Below are 17,420 nucleotides of genomic sequence, written 5' to 3' on the forward strand. Positions count from 1 at the left end.
AAATGAAACTAGATAGCTCAGTCTCGGCGGTCATCACTGGGGGCGCATCCGGACTTGGTCTGGCTACCGCGCGGGCGTTGGCTGCGCAGGGCGTGAAGGTCGCGTTGTTTGATCTGAACGAGGAGGCCGGAGAAGCGATTGCGGCCGAATTGGGCGGCGTGTTTTGCAAGGTGAACGTGGCGGACGAAGCCAGCGTCGATGCGGGTTTCGAAAAGGCGCGCGCGGCGAACGGTCAAGAACGCATCTTGATCAATTGCGCAGGTATCGGCAACGCGATCAAGACCGCTGGACGGGATCGGAAAACCGGCGAGATTTCACAGTTTCCCATTGCCGAATATCGCAAGATTATCGAAGTAAACCAAGTCGGTACCTTTATCTGCACCGTCAAGTCCGCAGCCGGTATGATGACCCTTGATCCCGAAGATGGCGAGCGCGGAGCCATCATTTCCACGGCCTCCGTCGCGGCGGAAGACGGTCAGGTTGGTCAGGTCGCCTATTCCGCGTCGAAAGCTGCGGTCGTCGGTATGACGCTGCCCATCGCACGTGATCTTTCTGCGGAGCATATTCGCGTCAATACCATTCTGCCGGGGCTCTTCGAGACACCGCTTTTGATGAGCTTGCCCGAAAATGTGCGGCAATCCTTGGGGGCAATGGTGCCCAACCCGGCACGGCTTGGACGACCCGAAGAATACGCGTCGCTGGCCATCGCGATCGTAAGCAACCCGTATCTGAATGGCGAAGATATCCGTCTGGACGGTGCAATCCGGATGGCGCCGCGCTGATAGGCTTTTGCCGGGCCGTGGGGGAGGCGGCTTCCCCACGGACACACTGCCGCAAAAGCAAACGCCTTCGCGGCAAGCCATCAGCCCCGCAAGACACAGGAGAACGAAATGAGTGACGCAAAAACGACAGACACCCAAGATATCTGGAACCGTGATTTCGAATACATTTCGGTCAAGCGGGATGGGCATATTCTTGAGGTCACCATCAATCGCGCCGATCGCTACAACGCGCTTCACGGTGGGGCGCATCGTGAGCTGCACGAGGTTTTCAACGGATATGATCAGGATCGTGACCTGTGGGTTGCGATCATAACAGGCGCCGGGGACAAAGCCTTTTGCTCGGGCAACGATTTGAAGGCGACGAGCGAAGGTCAGGATATTGAGCCAGCCAGTTCGGGTTTTGGCGGAATTACCCAGCGTTGGGGCCGCGAAAAGCCGATCATTGCCGCGGTGAACGGGGTTGCGATGGGCGGCGGATGCGAGATCGTTCTGGCATCCGATATCGCCGTGGCGGATGCGCAGGCGAAATTCGCACTCCCCGAAGTGAAGGTTGGCCTATTTGCCGCGGCGGGCGGGGTTCAACGCCTGTCCCGCCAGATCGGGCGCAAGGCCGCGATGGAACTGATCCTGACGGGCCGGGCAATCACAGCGGAACGTGCCTGTGAGCTTGGCATCATCAACCGCGTTGCGGGCGAAGGTGAAACGGCGATGGATGTTGCCCGCGAAATCGCCAAGGAAATCACACTGGTATCGCCCACGGCGGTCAGGGCGTCAAAGCGCGTGCTCAACACCCTCGAAGAAAAGATCGAGCGTCTGCCAGAAGCGTTTGAAGGCAATATGGCCGAGTTCGACGTCGTACTGCAGTCCAATGACGGGAAGGAAGGTGTCGCGGCATTTGTCGAGAAACGCGCCCCGAACTGGACGAACAGCTGACCCATTCACGCTCCTGAAGCCCGAATCCAACATATTACCAAGGGATGTCCCATGATCAAAAGACGCATTTTTGAAGAAGAGCACGAGATGTTCCGCGACAGTGTTCGCAAATGGATCGCGGCTGAAGTCGAACCCCATGCCGAAACCTGGCGTCAGAACAAACAGGTCAGCAAGGAAGCCTGGAAATCGGCGGGGGAGAACGGCTTTCTGGCGATGTTCGCCGATGAGAAATACGGCGGTATGGGCCTTGACGATTTCCGCTTTGACATGGTGCTTAACGAAGAGCTGGCCAAGGTCGAAAGCTCTTTCTTCATCACGCTGCACAACCGCATCGTGGCCCCCTATCTTCACAAGTTCGGGACCGACGACCAGCGAGACCGGTACATGCCGGGTATCGTTTCGGGCGACACGATCCTTGCGATCGGAATGACGGAGCCGGGATGTGGGTCTGACTTGGCTTCGATCAAAACCCGCGCTGAAAAGCAGGGGAACCATTGGGTGCTGAACGGGTCAAAAACCTACATTTCAAATGGTCAGATCGCCGGCCTGTATCTGATTGCAGCCAAGACCGACCCGGATAATCCACGCTCCATCGGCCTGTTTTGGATCGAAGAGGGCGCGGAAGGGTTCTCCAAGGGGCAAAACCTCAAGAAGATGGGGCTCCATGCGCAGGATACGTCGGAGCTGTTCTTTGATAACGTGAAGGTCCCTGCCTCGGATCTTGTTGGCGATGGAACCGATGGTTTCAAACTGATGATGACCAATTTGGCCGAAGAACGGCTTGTGGGGGCCGATGGCTATCTGGGGCGTGCCGAACGCGCGTTCGAAATCACGATGGACTTCATAAAGGAGCGCAAGGCGTTCGGGAAACCAGTCGGCACCTTCCAGAACAGCCGGTTCGCGATGGCGGATGCACGGACTAAACTGGATGTTGGCTGGGCATTTCTGGATCATTGCGCGATGGCCCATCTGGAGGGGAATTGCACCGCAGAAATGGCGGCGCAGGCCAAGTTGTTCACTTCGGAAATCGAAGGGGAAATCATTGACTCCTGCCTGCAGCTGCATGGCGGCGCGGGGTACATGGAAGAATATGAAATCTCTCGGCTTTATGTCGATGCGCGGATCAGCCGGATCTATGCGGGAACGTCTGAGATCATGCGTGAAATCATCGGTCGCGGCCTCGGTCTGGATGATCGCACTAAAGGTTGAGGGGGGAACATGTCGGGACCATTGAAAGGTTTGGAAGTGATCGAGATGGCCGGGATCGGTCCCGGCCCTTTGGCGGGGCAGTTGCTTGCCGATCTTGGCGCAGACGTGATCGTCATTGACCGGGCCGAAGCCCCTGCCGACAAAACCGATGTAAACCGGCGCGGGAAGCGATCTGTGTGTCTGGACCTGAAGTCCGAAGAGGGGCACCGCACCGCGCAAGCGCTGATCAACCGGGCAGGCATCGTCATCGAAGGCTTTCGGCCGGGCGTGATGGAACGGCTGGGCCTTGGTCCAGATGACCTTGATGACTCGGTGATTTTTGGCCGGATCACAGGCTGGGGGCAGGAAGGACCGTTGAGTCATTCGGCAGGGCACGACATCAACTACCTTGGCCTGACGGGCGCGTTGGCTGCCATGGGGCAGGTCGAGAACCCGCCGCCGCCGCCGCTGAACCTTATTGCCGATTATGGCGGGGGCACCATGTTCCTGTTGCTTGGAATACTGGCCGCCGTGTTCGAGAGGCAGACATCCGGAAAAGGTCAGGTGGTCGATGCGGCCATGGTGGACGGCGTCAGCGCGATGATGGGGCTTTTCCACACCTTCAAGGCACGCGGCGAGTGGAATGAAAACCGTGCGTCCAACCTGTTGGACGGGGGCGCCCCATTCTATCGGTGCTACCGGACCAAGGATGATCTTTTCATGTCCGTCGGCCCGTTGGAGCCGCAGTTCTTTGCCGTATTGCTGGAAAAAGCCGCGCTGCCCGCCGAGCATGGCAAGGACCAAAACGACCCTGCAAACTGGGCTGACCGTGCCGAACTCTATGCGCAGGCCTTTGCGCGGCGGACACAGGCCGAGTGGTCCGAGATATTTGAAGGCACGGATGCTTGCGTGGCCCCTGTGCTCAGCATGACCGACGCGGCATCTCATCCCCATATGGCGGCGCGTAAAACACTTGTCGAGGTGGATGGCGTCTTGCAAGCGGCCCCGGCCCCACGTTTTTCGCGCAGCACATCACCGGAGATCAACACGCCGCGTGCAATAGGCGGGGATACTGCCGCGATCCGCGAGGAACTGGGCGAGCATTCGAAAGCCGTGTGATGACCACGGCCGAAAACACCTGCCGCAATGAGGCTGCACATGTTTGATTTGACGGGAAAAACCGCCTTGATCACTGGCGGCAATAGCGGGATCGGTCTGGGCATGGCAGAAGGTCTTGCCAGATGCGGCTGCGATATCGCGATTTGGGGCAGGAATGCTGACAAGAACGCGCAAGCGCTGGAAACGCTGTCCGCTCATGGCACAAAGGTCACCGCATATGTCTGCGATGTGACCAATTCAGATGCTGTGAACGACGTGTTTGCCGCTACATTGAACGACCATGGGCGCGTCGATGGTTGCTTTGCCAATGCTGGATTTTCCACGCCGAGTGCTGGCTTTGATCAGTCAGTGGATGCGCATTGGCGCCAGATGATCGATATCAACCTCAACGGTGCCTATTACGTGTTTCGGGCGGCGGCAGGGCATATGCGTGAACGCGCAGAGGCGGGCGATCAGTTCGGGCGCTTGGTGGGCACCTCCAGTATCGGTGCCTTGAACGGAATGCCCCGCAATCAGCACTATTCAGCGGCCAAGGGGGCCTTGGTTTCCATGATCCGTTCCCTGGCGGTGGAATATGCGCGCTACGGTGTGACCGCGCACAGCATCCTGCCGGGATTTGTGGAGACCCCGCTGACCGACGAAAGCTTTGCGTCAAAGGCTTTCGCGGACCGGGTGGTGCCCAGAATACCTGCAAGGCGTCTTGGGCAGGGATCGGATTTCAGCGCGATTGCGGCCTATATCATGAGCGATGCCAGCGCGTGGCATACCGGTCAGGATTTCATCATCGACGGCGGTTATATGGTGTTCTGAAGAAGTGCCGCAGGTCTACAGATCAAGGAACGGAATTCCATGTACTTCATCACTCAAATCCCCGCCGCAGTGACCATTGCGCGGATTGGCCAATTCACCAGCATCGCCCGCAGCGTAGCGTCAGAAGGTCAGGGCTTTGACCTGCGGGGGCGTGCATGAACACGGTTACGAAAGGGGCAATGGATTTCAAGCCCGAGGCCCTTGCCGATTTCCTGGCTGGAACCTTCGGTGGCAAGGCACCGGTCACGATAGAGAGGATCGCGGGCGGGCAATCTAACCCGACCTATTTCATTACCCGCGATGACGCGCGACTGGTCTTGCGCAAGCAGCCGGGCGGGCCGATCTTGCGCGGGGCCCATGCCATCGATCGCGAGTACCGCGTGCTGGAGGCGCTGCACCCGCAAGGCGTCCCGGTGGCGCGCCCGGTTTTGTACCATGCGGATGCAAGTCTTTTGGGCACACCGTTTTACCTGATGGAACGGGTCGAGGGGCGGGTGTTCGCAGATGGTGCCTTGGCCGCAGCGGATAAACAGGAACGTCATGCGCTGTGGATGGGGCTGGCAGATGCGATGGCCGCCATGCATAACGTACGCCCCGAAGCCGTGGGGCTGGAGGATTTCGGCCGGCCGGGCAATTACTTCGCCCGGCAGATCGCGCGTTGGTCGCGCCAGTGGCAGGAAAGTCAAAGCGACCCGATCCCGGAACTGGACGAGTTGTCGGCCTGGCTTGTCGAACACCAACCCCAGGATGATGGCCGGGTAAGTCTGGCCCATGGGGATTACCGGATGGGAAACGTCATCTTTCATCCGACAGAACCGCGTGTCGCGGCCATTTTGGATTGGGAACTTTCGACGCTGGGGCATCCTCTCGCCGATCTTGGCTATTGCTGCATGGCTTGGCACACGGCGCCGGAGGAATACGGCGGAATCCTCGGGCTGGACCTCGCGGCAGAGAACTTGCCGACCGAAGAGGCGTTCGTGGACCGTTACATGTCAAACTGCCCGGACTTGCCGCCTTTGACTTCGTTCCACAAGGCCTTCGCGCTGTTCCGGTTCTCGGTCATCTGGGTCGGCATCGCGGATCGTGTGCGCGCGGGCAATGCGGCGGGGGCGGACGGTGCCGACGCAGGGCATCTTGCCAGATGTTTCGCCCGGCGTGGTCTGGATGTGATCAACCACGGCTGAACGCTGTATCACTGTCCTCGGTTCCGTCGCAAATTCCGCCCGGGCCGTCGCAGGCCGGAGCGTTCATCGCGTTTCTTACCCGGACCGAACGGATTAGGTCTGCGGGATTTCATTCCAGCCAGCACCGGGCTTTGCGTATTGCCCGATCTTGAACTTTCCAAGCTGGGATGCGTGTACCTCTTCTGGACCATCTGTCAGACGAATGTAGCGCTGGGTGGCAAGAATATCCGCCAAGGGCACATCATCGCTCACGCCCATGCCCCCAAAGATCTGGATCGCGCGATCCGCCACTGTTTGTGCCATTTGCGGGGCCACCACTTTGATCGCTCCGATCAAATCCCTGGCGTTCTTCGCGCCGTGACGGTCAATCGCATCGGCAGCCTTCAATGTGAGCAGGCGGGCCTGCTCGATTTCGCAATAACTCTTCGCGATCTCCATCCGAATACTGGAGCGATCCGACATCATCCGGCCAAAGGTCTTGCGCTCTGTCACGCGCTGACACATCAATTCCAGAGCAAGCTGCGCCGACCCGATAGAGCGCATGCAGTGATGAATGCGGCCCGGCCCAAGCCGACCCTGAGCGATTTCAAAGCCACGCCCTTCGCCAAGAATGATGTTCTCTTTGGGGATGCGAACATCCTTCAAATGCACTTCGCAATGCCCGCCGGGCGAATGGACGCTGCCGAATACCTTCTGGGCGCGCACCACCTCGACGCCGGGCGTGTCCCGCGGGACGATCACTGTCGATTGCTGCGTATGACGCGGGTTTTCTGGATTGGTCCGCCCCATCACCAGCAAGACTTTGCAGCGTGGGTCGTGGATGCCCGAAATCCACCACTTCTTGCCATTGATGACATATTCGTCGCCATCGCGACGAATTTCAGTGCGGACATTCGTCGCGTCAGAGCAGGCGTGATCGGGTTCGGTCATCAAATATGCTGACCGTATGTCCCCGGCCAGCAGGGGTTCGAGCCAGCCCTGTTTCTGCGCTTCGGTGCCGAATTTGGCGAAGACTTCCATATTGCCGGTGTCCGGCGCGGAGCAGTTGAAAACCTCGGAACACCATCCGGTGCGGCCCATGATCTCTGCCAAGGGTGCATATTCCAGATTGGTCAGGCCGGGGCTGTATTTGCCATATTCCTCCGGTAGGAACAGGTTCCATAGGCCAGCTGCTTTGGCTTTATCCTTGAGCGGTTCCAAGCCGGGCCAGGGCTTCCAGCGGTTGGCCGGATCGTCGTTCCATTCACGAACCTCGCGATCCACCGGAAGTATATTGGCATCGACAAAGGCTTGCAGCTTGGCGATCAGGTTTTGTGTTTTCTCGGAATATTCGAAGAACATGAAAGGGGGATCCTAAACTGTATTGGCTGGCTGCGACATCAAAGTGTGAGGCCGCCATCTGCGACAAGTGTGTGGCCCTGCACATAGGATGCGAGCGGTGAAGCAAGGAACATGGCGGCGCCGGCCATCTCTTCCGGGGTGCCCATGCGGCGCACCGGGATCGCGCGCAAAGATGCCTGCGCGCGTTGCTCATTCTGCGTGGTGACGGCGGTCAGCTTCGTTGGCACCAAACCCGGCGCAAGCCCGTTCACCCGTATCCCGTCCCGCGCCCACGCCTGACCAAGCGTTTTGGTAAGGCTGATCGCGGCGGCCTTGGAGGCGGCATAGGCGGGGTTACCGATATTGGCCTGAAAGCCAGAGACTGAACTGACAATCACCAGAGAGCCGTTGGCTTCGCTGAGCATTGGCTTGAATTTGGTCGCCGTATGCATGACGGAGTTGATGTTGATATCCATCACTTCATCCCAGCCTTGCTTGGCATATTCTGCCTGCTTGTATCGGACGAAGCCCTGAGATTGGACAAGCACATCCAAGCTGTCGAAGGGCGGTTCGTAGGCGGAGAGTTCGGCGAAGTCAGCGACATTGACCCGCGCGTATTGCAGGCCCTCCAGGTCGGAGCCTTCTTCAGCCGCGTAATCGCCTGCCGTGGCGCGTGTGCCCCATACGTGCACCTCGGCCCCGCGTGCGAGGAAACCGCGGGCGATGCCATTCCCGATCCCGCTGGAGCCGCCGACAACCAGCACCCGCTTTCCCGTAAAGTCCAAATCATTCATGGCTGCTTCCTTCTTAGTTCTTCGCGATCAAGCGGTGCGCGCGATCGAACAGCGAAATTGTCATCGCATGCAGGCGATCGCCGGTTTCCTTGGGGGCTTTGCCAGCACTTGCGCGGGCGTGGGTACCTTCGAGCAAGGTGCCCAATTTGAAACAGGCGAGAACACCGTACCAAGCGATCGCATCCAAGCTGCGTGTGGTGTGTTCATCATAATGCGCGATGAGTTCATTGAGGTTTGGGAAGCCGCCCCAGGGTTCGATATCGCCCACGACAGGTGTATGATCATCCGCCCATGTGGCCATGACCCATCCAAGGTCGATCAAAGGGTCGCCAATGGTGGCCAGTTCCCAATCGACAAGCGCGGAAAGTTCGGCGCTGTCATGTGCAAACATTGTGTTTGCCAAATGACAATCGCCATGGAGGATGCCGGGCGTGAACTCTTGAGGCAGGTTCTGTTCAAGCCAAGAGACAATCCTGTCGACATCGGGCAGTTCCTTGAAGCCCGTCCATTCGTCAAATGCAGCGTAGCCTTCCAACTGCTTCATCCACCGGCCTGATTGCCGCGCTAGAAACCCGTCGGGCTTGCCGAATTCCTTTAAACCGACCGCTTTGTAGTCAACCGCCCCCAGCGCCGCCATGCCTTCGACGTAGGAATAGCCCATGCGCGCGCGGATCGCCGGGTCGCTGGCGTGGAGCGTCGGCAAACCATTGGCAGGATTGAAGCCCTCAACCGGTGCCATCAGGTAGAAGCAGGCGCCAAGCACATCCTCATCGTCACAACTCGCGATGAATTTCGGATGCGGCACGTCGGTTGCGGTGAGCGCTTCCAAGACACGCGCCTCGCGCTTCATCGTGTCATTAGAATTTTTCCGCAGATGGAGCGGCGGTCTGCGCAAAACGAATTCTTGGCCGCCACGGTCAAATCGCAGCAGGATATTCTGCGTCCCGCCAGCAAGAAGCTGTAGGTTGCTGAGCGGTCCGCGTTCCAGTCCGACATCGTCCATCCAAGCTGTCAGGGCTTGCAGGTTGACCGGCATCGATTCTTTGCTTGGTTGGCTTGTCATAAATCATTTGTATTAATCATTTGAATTATTGCAACCCTCAATTTCTTGTGGTCTACGTGACCCTGAGATGAGCAGACTGTCTTCAAAAGTGCCCAGCCCTTCGGTGGAACGGCTCAAGGCGGAGGCGCAGCGCCTCTTTGCCAATCGTGGCATCGACGGGGTTACGGTGCGCGACATCGCCAAGGCGGCCGGCCAAAAGAACCCTGCCGCAGTCGGTTATCACTTCGGCTCGAAGGAGGCGTTGATCCGCGAACTTATCGTAGATGGCGCCAAGATTATCGATGCGCGTCGAAACGAGCAGCTTGATGCTTTGGAAGAAAGCGGCGGCCCAACCAGCATTTCTCAGATCACCGATATTCTGATCTATCCGTCCGTCAATTTGGCCGCGGAGGGCGAAACGGACACATACAACCGCTTTCTGCACATGCTTACCATGTCGCACAGGGCCCTGTTCGATGATGCGTTGGGGGGGCGCTGGAACTCCGGTTATCAGCGCTGTCTGGAGCATCTGCGCGTGCTGATGCCGTCAAAAAAACGGACTATACAAAACCAGCGCTTTATCTTCTTGGAATCCTATCTTGGCGGGGTGCTCAGCGCGCGTGAAACGAGGCTGGATGACAAGAGCCGTGCTCATTCGACCTGGAACGACAAATCAACCCTAGCGCATTTCGCAGACACAGTGACCTGCATGCTGGAAATGGAATGACCCCATCAGCGGCCTTAACCGATCAGCGGGCGGGGTTCCTGATTTGACGCGCTAGCGGCTGACTATGGGCCGTAAGTTGCGGGGCAATCGGCCTTGTCGCGAGACGGCGGGCCAAATCACCCGCCCGAACCAGCCAACGGCTCCGCAGAGAGATGCGTACAGTGATCCGCTGTCCCTCTTGGGACGGAGGGGCCTCCCATCAGAAGTAATAAACACCGTGCCGGAGAAGGGCTTAGATAGGACGACAGTATCATAGGGTATGTGTCCCACTTTGCGTCACACTCGACCATTCAGCCGTCAACCCTATTTTTGGAATAAAGTGGAGGCGAGTACCGGAATCGAGGCGATATTTTTTTACATAATAATAACAATAATATAACTGGATCGTATGTTCCGTTATATGTTCTTTCGTATGTTCCATGTTGGGGTGGGATTGCCCCATTAGGTAAATGTTGTTGACATTCTTGAATGATTGTGTTATAATATAACGATACTCGGCTTCATCTTTCTGTAGGTCAGTCAATTTCAGTCTGACTACATTCCGCATCTCGCCGAATGCGCAACTCGTATCCCAAGGAATTTTAATGATCAGTTACGAACTAACCGGCTCTGACGAAGGGCCGACTGCCATCTGTCGCAGAATGTATCTTAATGGTGCAGACCCAGACCAGTTGATTGAGTTCCGCCGTGGCGAGACTCTCTGTTTCGAAGCGAGGCCTATCAAGTTCTGGGCGGCGCAGATCGTGAAGGAAGCGGATGAGGGTCACAGTATGCGATTTGTTAGGGTAGGTCTGCCAGAGAAGAGCCAGTCCAATCGAAGCGAGGCTGCAAGATAGCCCGTGGACCGGGATATAAGCTGCGCTGAGAGCGTCTAGGGGCGCTTTCCATGGGGAGGTAGCCAAAAGCCCGCCACTGCGCGTCACGGAGCAAAATGTACCGGTGGTTATAATCCGCTAGTCTGGCTGTGCTGATGTGGGGCAGGAGGAAAGACAATCGCTCGATAGTACACCTTAAGGAGCCTCAAATGACCCTGACCCTCGTTGAGGAAAGACAAGAGCTATAGGACCTTAAGTATATCTTGAAGGGCTTTCTTTCTGAGAGGAGACAAGAAAGATAAGACATAAGAGTACCTATCTCTCTTATAAGTCTTACTTAAGAGGAGAAATAAAAACTTAAGAGAGATAGAGGTACTAAATGTATACCTAAAGTATACTATATGCAGCATCTGATGGCTCTAAGGGGGGGGGATTATTCTGTGTGTCGCCTTACTGGCTGCCCCTAAGATATCCTTTTGTTACATATAGATATTCAATCAAACTCAATCTATGCGTTGAGGTCGTTCCCTAATTGCCGGAAAAATATCTACTCGCTCAGGACACGATAGACGCTAGCGCGTCCTACACCCAGACGCTGTGCAATCTCTGTCGCCCCTAATCCCTCAGAGCCGCTACCAAAACACGCGGACCCGGTGGTTCCGGAAAAATTCACGAAGCTAACGGTCAGGCTTGGCGCAGCAGGCATCCCGCCAAGTCCGCTGACCTACCTTAGCACAGACTTGGTCTTTTTCCTACGCGGATGAAGGCCGCAGGAACAAGTATCCCCCCAAGAAGAAGCTGTCCGCTTAGGGGAAGCGGAACCGGGGCGATTCTCGTAATTACGACATTCTCCAGATAGAAACGAGTGTCTGCGCCGAACCCCATTTGGATCATGTAATCACCGAATTGGGCAGACTTGGAAAAGGCCGCGTCATCACCGAAGCGAAAAACTCCAGAGCCATTGCCATCGAAATCAAGGCCGAACTCCATACCGTTATCAGCGGCATAGAAGCCTTCGTACGGATTAAACCCTTCGGACCAAGAGAAACCACTTAAGATGCCATGTTGAGAATCAGAACCTACCGCTTCGAACGGCTCTATCTGGGCATCATAACTTGAAGAACGACCACTGTATGTTCCTTCCAGATAGTTTACTTGTATACCCCCTTCTGGCCGGCAAAAAATGCCTGAGAGGCATGTCATAATGATGCTAGGATAGACATATACATCCTTGCCAGACACACCCTGATAGGTACCGTACTCAACCTCAAGTTCCACACGCCCAGTCTCAAACAAACTGGAGCGCATCGGATGATATGCTCGTAGAAATGCTTCGCTGAAAGCATCGTACTCGGCATCGTCGATGCGGCCTCCGCTCTTGTAAACATCTACATAGGGCTTTCTACTCCCAATCACATCAAATGCGTAGTGGTAAATGCCATGCAGGTCGTAGTCGCGGGTTGTCGCTGCGAAACCTGAGCTAGGAAAGGCAAAGAGTGCGAGAGCTAGTAAATATTTCATTTTCATGTCCAATTTGGCGCTGGGGCGTAAAAGTAACTGCGGTGGCTCTGGTCATAAAGAGCTTTGCTACCGCACTCTCCAAGTATGTTAACTATTAATCAAGACATTCTGCTTCTGACTCCTGCGTTTCTGCATCTCTCGCCCTAGGTTTCAGCAAAATGGACAGTTTGGCCGTCAGTCTTTATTCTTTCAACAAGCGATAGACGCTGGCCCTACCGATGTTCAGTTTTCTGGCAATGTCGATGACTGGCAACCCCTCGCTTTTCAGAGCTTTGATCTCGTCAATCTTGGCTCGGGCCGTTGGCTTGCGTCCCTTGTACTTGCCAGCAGCTTTGGCCTTGGCGATCCCTTCACGCTGACGCTCAAGCATGATTGATCTTTCAAACTCAGCCACACTGCCAAGTATGGTAAGCATGAGTTTTCCTGTTGCTGTTCCGGTATCCACACCCATTGAGAGGATGCGCAGGGATGCCTTCTTGCTTTCTATCTGTTCCAATAGTTCCAGAAGGTGGGACACAGACCGGGCGAGACGATCCAGCTTGGTAACAATCAGGGTGTCTCCCTCTCTGATGTAATCCAGTGCTTCAATCAGTTGTTCACGTCTGGCCACATCCACTGACGATACCTGTTCAATGAAAACCTTCTCGCATCCCGCCTTATTCAACTCCTCTTGCTGCGCCTCAAGTCCTGCGGTTTGGTCCAGTGTTGATGTTCTGGCATACCCAACGAGCATCTCATTCCCCTCTTGTCTCATTAAGGTCAAAGATACAGTAAGGCGAGTGTCCCGAAATGTGAATCCTACTTGTGTGAGACAGTTTGACTCAGGTTGCTGAGTGTCTCGTTAGGGCTTGATCTATTGGGGTGCAGCTTATGCGGAGGCTGCTGAAAGCTAGGGGGCCTTTACAAAATCCGCTTTGCTTGACAACCGGGGCAGGGGGAGTGGGGGTGACTGCAGTTCCTTGAAAGGAGCCAAAAAATTTTCACACAGGATTGTCTATAACTCACTGGCATTCCCCGACTGAAAAGTGAAATGAGTAAGTCGCTATTCACAAGGCCCAAAAGAAAATGTGTTGTCCGCAGTGTAGGTGAGAACATCGAAAAGGGGTTGGGTCGTCTTTCGTCTGCACGTGAGTGCTCCGTCGCCGGGCCACAATCTGCAGGCATACACATTGTCTTTGTACAAAACGGCAAGCTGAAAGGTGGTGTCATTCATTGTCGCTAACACTTCGCCACCTGCCACTATCTCATCAGCTGACTCGTACTTCCAATGGTTCTCGTAAGCATTAGAATCGGTCCTTTGCTGAGTGCAACCCTCCGCAGCGGCGTTGGATGCCAGCACGGAGATTATTGGAAGGGTAATAAATGTGGTATTCATATAGACCTGCTTGTTAAATTAGTGGGTCTTAGTTTTATAGCCAGTGATGTTCGATTTTGTCTAACGACTCTTTCCTGACCTTCAGTGACGGGCCTGAGCCGTAGGTACCTGCAACGTCCCCAGAGCTATGCCCAGTAATAAAATCGTTGGTTTCTTTGTCAACGCCAGCTGAGCGCAGTTTGTCTTTCAGGTTGCCTCGAAAGGAGTGAGCAACCTTCTGTGGATCGTCCGTTACCTTTCGTATCACAGCCATGCAGGCCTTGGAGGCTGGACCTTGTTTCTTTCCGTCAGAATTGCGTTTGAACTGGTGGAAAATCTGGCCTGTCCCGCTGCCGGGTTTGAACTTTGTCGCCAGAACGGCAGGAACAGGGACCTTTCTGGCGGAGCCGATGTTCTTAACTCTTTTGTCCCTGTGGGTGAGGTCGAAGAACACAACGCCATCTTCCTCTTTGATGTCTTCCCAATCTAGTAGGGCAGCTTCGTCCAGACGCATCCCTGTTGTGCATAGGATTTCCATAAGGTCGCGGACATGTTTCGGCATCGTTTGCTTGAATATTTCTACTAACTCTGCATCCGTAAAAGGCAAACGGTGCAAAGTTCTTGCTTTTGAACTCGTAGGTAGACTCAATCCCCGGAAAGCATTGTCCGGCAGGACACCGGAACGCACGAAGTAACTTAGTAGCCCTCTGACGTACCCAAGTTTTTTCTTGGTGGTGCTTTGGGATTTGGTCGCCGAGATATGATCAGCATACCGGTACCCATCTATGCTCTTTATTTCTTCCAACGTGCTGGCGCTTGTGAACTCAGCGAATTCATTCAGGGCCGTTTCAGCCTCTTTGGCGGTCTTGTTTAGGGCGTAGGGCTTGGTCGATAGGTACTCAGAAATCGCCGCAGAAATAGTATGGTCAGACGTTGCGGGAATTATATCTTCTTCTAATGTTTCCAAAATAGAGAGCGCTTCGAGAGCTGCGTCGCGCTCTTCAATCGCAGTAAAATAATCCTCTTCCAAGCCGGTCGTTGGTAGCTTCTCCTTGGATAGGTCTTCCACGACTTCAGAGAGGCTTCCAGAAGCAGCAAGCTCATCTACGTCCTCTGGGGTAAGGGAGGTGGCTAGAGTATCTTTCAGCGTCCCCAGCGGGTCAGGCCGGTGTTTGTCCAGCCAGTCATACATCCTCATGGTTAAGGCTCCACGCTTACTTTCAGCTACGCCCTTGTCGCTGGTGCCAGTCGACAATCGATACTGGTTCCTGCCGGTCGCCTCACGTAAGTCCGCTGGCACGGTCATGTTCGCGTAGTACTTGCCCTTTGATTTCATGAAGACGAGTTTGACGGGTGGGTAGTCGGCCATCTGTATGTTCCGCAATATGTTCCATAGTATGCCTCAAGAGGCTAACATACTGGGAAAAAATTGGAATGGTGGCTTTGGAGGCGAGTACCGGAATCGAACCGGTGTACACGGATTTGCAATCCGCTGCGTCACCACTCCGCCAACTCGCCTCGAGAGGTGCGAGGCAGGCAATAGCTGAACATGCGGGGGGCTGCAAGAGGCAGCAGTGTCACGGTTTGTTATGCATTGAACGCGTATCATTGCCCAATCGGGTCAGATGTGCCAAATCTGACTTTAAGGAATACGAACGAGAGAGCTTCGACCGATGTCCGATTTCGCAGCGCGCAGGACCATGATGGTAGACACGCAGGTTCGTCCCTCGGACGTGACCAAATTTCCGATCATCGACGCCATGTTGCATGTCGCACGCGAGGAGTTCGTACCGGCGGGCCAGCGCGAGGCGGCTTATGTCGGAGAGAACCTCGATCTGGGTGCGGGCCGTGTCATGCTTGAGCCGCGTACATTGGCCAAGATGCTCGATGCGCTCGATATTGCGCCGACTGAACTGGTGCTCGATGTCGGGGCCGGGCAGGGGTACTCTTCGGCGGTGATCGCGCGGTTGGCAGAGGCAGTTGTCGCGCTGGAGGAAGATGAAGGCCTGGCGCGCGAGGCGCAGGATGCGCTGTCATCGCAACATGCGGATAACGTGATCGTCGAGGTTGGCGCGCTGGTGGATGGCGCGCCGGATCACGCACCGTTTGACGTGATCTTGTTTCAGGGCGCGGTCGAAACCGTGCCGCAGACGCTGACCGATCAGCTTCGTGACAATGGACGTATCGCCGCGATTTTCGCGCAAGGCGCGCTGGGCGAGGTGCGTATCGGATATAAAAGTGACGGCGTCGTATCGTGGCGCCGCGCCTTTCATGCAGGTGCCCCGGTTCTGCCGGGGTTTGAAAAACAAGATGTCTTCGCTCTTTGAAAGCGGGGCACAGGCAGTGAAGCAGGAGTAGACAGATGCTGAAACAGGGCCTTCGGGTGACCCGCGCGCTTGTCGTCATGGTTGGAACCGCAACGGCACCGTTCGCCGCCGGGGCGGAAACGCTGCGCGACGCATTGGTCGGATCGTATTATCATTCAGGTCTGCTCGACCAGAACCGGGCGGTTCTCAGGGCGGCGGACGAAGATGTGGCACAGGCGGTTGCCGCGTTGCGGCCGATCCTCAACTGGTCTGCCGAACTCAGCCGGTCATTCGGTGATACAAGAAGCAGCAGCACGGGCTTTTTGCGGATCGGCATCAATACGACTGCGCTGGAACTGGGTTTGAGCGCGCAACTCCTGCTTTGGGACAACGCGCAGACCAAGCTGGGCATTGAAGCGGTCAAGGAAGTGGTTCTGGCGACACGTCAGCAGCTTATCGCAGTTGAGCAGCAAGTGTTCCTGCGTGCGGTGTCCGCCTATTTCAACGTGCGCCGCGCGGCAGAGAACGTCACCCTGCGCCGCAACAACTTGCGCGTTCTGACCGAACAGCTTCGCGCTGCGGAAGACCGGTTCGAGGTCGGTGAAGTGACGCGTACCGACGTGGCGCAAGCGCAGGCAAGTCTGGCCGCCGCCCGCAGTGGGCTGGCATCGGCGATGGGCGATCTGGTGCAGGCGCAAGAGGAATATGCCAATGTCGTAGGCCGCAAGCCCGGACAACTGGCCGCGCCGGGCCGTCTGCCGCGTCTGGAAACGCAAATTCCGCGCGCCAAGGAAATCGCGGTGCGCAATCACCCAAGTCTCAAGCAGGTGCAACATCAGGTCGCTGCCGCCGACATCCGGGTCGAGGCAGCAAAGCGGTCGGCGTCCCCCACTGTCAATGCGGTCGGGACCATAGGCCTGTCCGACAACCTGAACAATCGCGGGCGGACCAACAGTTATAGCTTCGGGATCGAAGCCTCCGGGCCGATCTATCAGGGCGGGGCGCTGGCCTCGGTCACGCGTCAGGCGATTGCCAACCGGGATGCCCAGCGTGGCCTGCTGCACACAACGCGCCACGATATCCGTCAGGATGTGGGCAATGCCTATGCCAGCTTGCAAGCGGCCACGGCGCAGCTTCAATCGACCGAAGAACAGATTCGCGCCGCGCGCGTGGCGTTCCGGGGTGTCCGTGAAGAGGCGACATTGGGTGCGCGCACTACGCTGGACGTGCTGAACGCAGAGCAGGACTTGCTGGACGCGCAGGCGGCCCGCATTTCTGCCGAGGCGGACCGGTACATCGCGGCCTATTCGGTGCTGTCCGCCATGGGGCAATTGACCGTGACAGGGCTGGGCCTTGGCATTCAGCAATACGATCCCAGTTCCTACTACGATCTGGTCAAAACGGCCCCGGTTGCAAGCTCCGCTCAGGGCAAGAAACTGGACCGTGTGCTGAAGTCTCTGCAAAAAGACTGACAATTCTTCCTATCTGTTGTGCGACTCTATGCGCGCGGCTATGCTTCGGAAGA

Annotated in this window: 16 protein-coding genes and 1 tRNA gene; 9 read left to right on the top strand and 8 right to left on the bottom strand. The window is 56.3% G+C overall.

Annotated elements, in window-relative coordinates; genetic code table 11:
* Positions 1–2: 2 nt before the first annotated feature.
* The 6 genes from E4Z66_RS10305 (at position 3) to E4Z66_RS10330 (ending at position 6,016) form a co-directional block, all read left to right on the top strand.
* Positions 3–782: an SDR family NAD(P)-dependent oxidoreductase gene (locus E4Z66_RS10305; RefSeq protein ID WP_136462900.1), complete on the top strand. Its 780-nt coding sequence runs from the start codon at positions 3–5 to the stop codon at positions 780–782.
* A gap of 108 nt (positions 783–890) precedes the next feature.
* Positions 891–1,715: an enoyl-CoA hydratase-related protein gene (locus E4Z66_RS10310; RefSeq protein WP_136462901.1), complete on the top strand. Its 825-nt coding sequence runs from the start codon at positions 891–893 to the stop codon at positions 1,713–1,715.
* Between the two features lie 51 nt (positions 1,716–1,766).
* Entirely contained in the window at positions 1,767–2,924 is a 1,158-nt protein-coding gene (locus tag E4Z66_RS10315) for an acyl-CoA dehydrogenase family protein (RefSeq protein WP_211097134.1), read from the top strand.
* Between the two features lie 9 nt (positions 2,925–2,933).
* Complete coding sequence (locus tag E4Z66_RS10320) at positions 2,934–4,022, top strand: CaiB/BaiF CoA transferase family protein (RefSeq protein WP_136462902.1); 1,089 nt, start codon at positions 2,934–2,936, stop codon at positions 4,020–4,022.
* 39 nt (positions 4,023–4,061) lie between these two features.
* The gene (locus E4Z66_RS10325) at positions 4,062–4,832 is read left to right on the top strand and encodes an SDR family NAD(P)-dependent oxidoreductase (RefSeq protein ID WP_211097135.1); all 771 of its coding nucleotides are present in this window, start codon (positions 4,062–4,064) and stop codon (positions 4,830–4,832) included.
* A gap of 155 nt (positions 4,833–4,987) precedes the next feature.
* Positions 4,988–6,016, top strand: a complete 1,029-nt coding sequence (locus E4Z66_RS10330; RefSeq protein ID WP_136462903.1) for a phosphotransferase family protein — start codon at positions 4,988–4,990, stop codon at positions 6,014–6,016.
* A gap of 93 nt (positions 6,017–6,109) precedes the next feature.
* Here E4Z66_RS10330 and E4Z66_RS10335 read toward each other — a convergent pair whose 3' ends face one another.
* Genes E4Z66_RS10335 through E4Z66_RS10345 form a run of 3 tightly spaced genes read right to left on the bottom strand, consistent with a single transcriptional unit; the run spans position 6,110 to position 9,193 of the window.
* Complete coding sequence (locus E4Z66_RS10335; protein ID WP_136462904.1) at positions 6,110–7,357, bottom strand: acyl-CoA dehydrogenase family protein; 1,248 nt, start codon at positions 7,355–7,357, stop codon at positions 6,110–6,112.
* Positions 7,358–7,395: 38 nt separating this feature from the next.
* Complete coding sequence (locus E4Z66_RS10340; RefSeq protein WP_136462905.1) at positions 7,396–8,130, bottom strand: SDR family NAD(P)-dependent oxidoreductase; 735 nt, start codon at positions 8,128–8,130, stop codon at positions 7,396–7,398.
* 13 nt (positions 8,131–8,143) lie between these two features.
* Entirely contained in the window at positions 8,144–9,193 is a 1,050-nt protein-coding gene (locus E4Z66_RS10345) for a phosphotransferase family protein (protein WP_211097136.1), read from the bottom strand.
* Positions 9,194–9,296: 103 nt separating this feature from the next.
* Between E4Z66_RS10345 and E4Z66_RS10350 the strand changes: the two genes are divergently transcribed.
* On the top strand, positions 9,297–9,899 hold the full coding sequence (locus tag E4Z66_RS10350) for a TetR/AcrR family transcriptional regulator (RefSeq protein WP_246035963.1): 603 nt from the start codon (positions 9,297–9,299) through the stop codon (positions 9,897–9,899).
* 1,362 nt (positions 9,900–11,261) lie between these two features.
* Here the strand turns inward: E4Z66_RS10350 and E4Z66_RS20000 are convergent.
* The 5 genes from E4Z66_RS20000 to E4Z66_RS10375 form a co-directional block, all read right to left on the bottom strand.
* Entirely contained in the window at positions 11,262–11,420 is a 159-nt protein-coding gene (locus E4Z66_RS20000; RefSeq protein ID WP_211097137.1) for a helix-turn-helix domain-containing protein, read from the bottom strand.
* 23 nt (positions 11,421–11,443) lie between these two features.
* Positions 11,444–12,241: a hypothetical protein gene (locus E4Z66_RS10360; RefSeq protein WP_211097138.1), complete on the bottom strand. Its 798-nt coding sequence runs from the start codon at positions 12,239–12,241 to the stop codon at positions 11,444–11,446.
* Between the two features lie 175 nt (positions 12,242–12,416).
* The gene (locus tag E4Z66_RS10365; protein WP_136462908.1) at positions 12,417–12,968 is read right to left on the bottom strand and encodes a recombinase family protein; all 552 of its coding nucleotides are present in this window, start codon (positions 12,966–12,968) and stop codon (positions 12,417–12,419) included.
* 676 nt (positions 12,969–13,644) lie between these two features.
* The gene (locus E4Z66_RS10370) at positions 13,645–14,958 is read right to left on the bottom strand and encodes a DUF6538 domain-containing protein (RefSeq protein ID WP_136462909.1); all 1,314 of its coding nucleotides are present in this window, start codon (positions 14,956–14,958) and stop codon (positions 13,645–13,647) included.
* 75 nt (positions 14,959–15,033) lie between these two features.
* Positions 15,034–15,107 (bottom strand) — tRNA-Cys (locus E4Z66_RS10375).
* Positions 15,108–15,262: 155 nt separating this feature from the next.
* Here E4Z66_RS10375 and E4Z66_RS10380 point away from each other — a divergent pair.
* Positions 15,263–15,916 carry a protein-L-isoaspartate O-methyltransferase family protein gene (locus E4Z66_RS10380; RefSeq protein WP_136462910.1) on the top strand — a complete coding sequence of 218 codons (654 nt, stop codon included), beginning with the start codon at positions 15,263–15,265 and terminating at the stop codon, positions 15,914–15,916.
* Positions 15,917–15,951: 35 nt separating this feature from the next.
* Positions 15,952–17,367, top strand: coding sequence for a TolC family outer membrane protein (locus E4Z66_RS10385; protein WP_136462911.1), 1,416 nt, complete (start codon positions 15,952–15,954; stop codon positions 17,365–17,367).
* The last annotated feature ends 53 nt before the right edge of the window (positions 17,368–17,420 follow it).

The organism is Aliishimia ponticola, assembly GCF_004803475.1.
Lineage (GTDB): Bacteria > Pseudomonadota > Alphaproteobacteria > Rhodobacterales > Rhodobacteraceae > Aliishimia > Aliishimia ponticola.

What these genes read in the sequence shown, in the direction of transcription:
- E4Z66_RS10340 (WP_136462905.1), bottom strand. Translation starts at nt 8,130, where the DNA reads ATGAATGATTTGGACTTTACGGGAAAGCGGGTGCTGGTTGTCGGCGGC.
- E4Z66_RS10385 (WP_136462911.1), top strand. Translation starts at nt 15,952, where the DNA reads ATGCTGAAACAGGGCCTTCGGGTGACCCGCGCGCTTGTCGTCATGGTT.
- E4Z66_RS10310 (WP_136462901.1), top strand. Translation starts at nt 891, where the DNA reads ATGAGTGACGCAAAAACGACAGACACCCAAGATATCTGGAACCGTGAT.
- E4Z66_RS10370 (WP_136462909.1), bottom strand. Translation starts at nt 14,958, where the DNA reads ATGGCCGACTACCCACCCGTCAAACTCGTCTTCATGAAATCAAAGGGC.
- E4Z66_RS10365 (WP_136462908.1), bottom strand. Translation starts at nt 12,968, where the DNA reads ATGCTCGTTGGGTATGCCAGAACATCAACACTGGACCAAACCGCAGGA.
- E4Z66_RS10325 (WP_211097135.1), top strand. Translation starts at nt 4,062, where the DNA reads ATGTTTGATTTGACGGGAAAAACCGCCTTGATCACTGGCGGCAATAGC.
- E4Z66_RS10305 (WP_136462900.1), top strand. Translation starts at nt 3, where the DNA reads ATGAAACTAGATAGCTCAGTCTCGGCGGTCATCACTGGGGGCGCATCC.
- E4Z66_RS10360 (WP_211097138.1), bottom strand. Translation starts at nt 12,241, where the DNA reads ATGAAAATGAAATATTTACTAGCTCTCGCACTCTTTGCCTTTCCTAGC.
- E4Z66_RS10315 (WP_211097134.1), top strand. Translation starts at nt 1,767, where the DNA reads ATGATCAAAAGACGCATTTTTGAAGAAGAGCACGAGATGTTCCGCGAC.
- E4Z66_RS10320 (WP_136462902.1), top strand. Translation starts at nt 2,934, where the DNA reads ATGTCGGGACCATTGAAAGGTTTGGAAGTGATCGAGATGGCCGGGATC.
- E4Z66_RS10380 (WP_136462910.1), top strand. Translation starts at nt 15,263, where the DNA reads ATGTCCGATTTCGCAGCGCGCAGGACCATGATGGTAGACACGCAGGTT.
- E4Z66_RS20000 (WP_211097137.1), bottom strand. Translation starts at nt 11,420, where the DNA reads ATGCCTGCTGCGCCAAGCCTGACCGTTAGCTTCGTGAATTTTTCCGGA.
- E4Z66_RS10345 (WP_211097136.1), bottom strand. Translation starts at nt 9,193, where the DNA reads ATGACAAGCCAACCAAGCAAAGAATCGATGCCGGTCAACCTGCAAGCC.
- E4Z66_RS10335 (WP_136462904.1), bottom strand. Translation starts at nt 7,357, where the DNA reads ATGTTCTTCGAATATTCCGAGAAAACACAAAACCTGATCGCCAAGCTG.
- E4Z66_RS10330 (WP_136462903.1), top strand. Translation starts at nt 4,988, where the DNA reads ATGAACACGGTTACGAAAGGGGCAATGGATTTCAAGCCCGAGGCCCTT.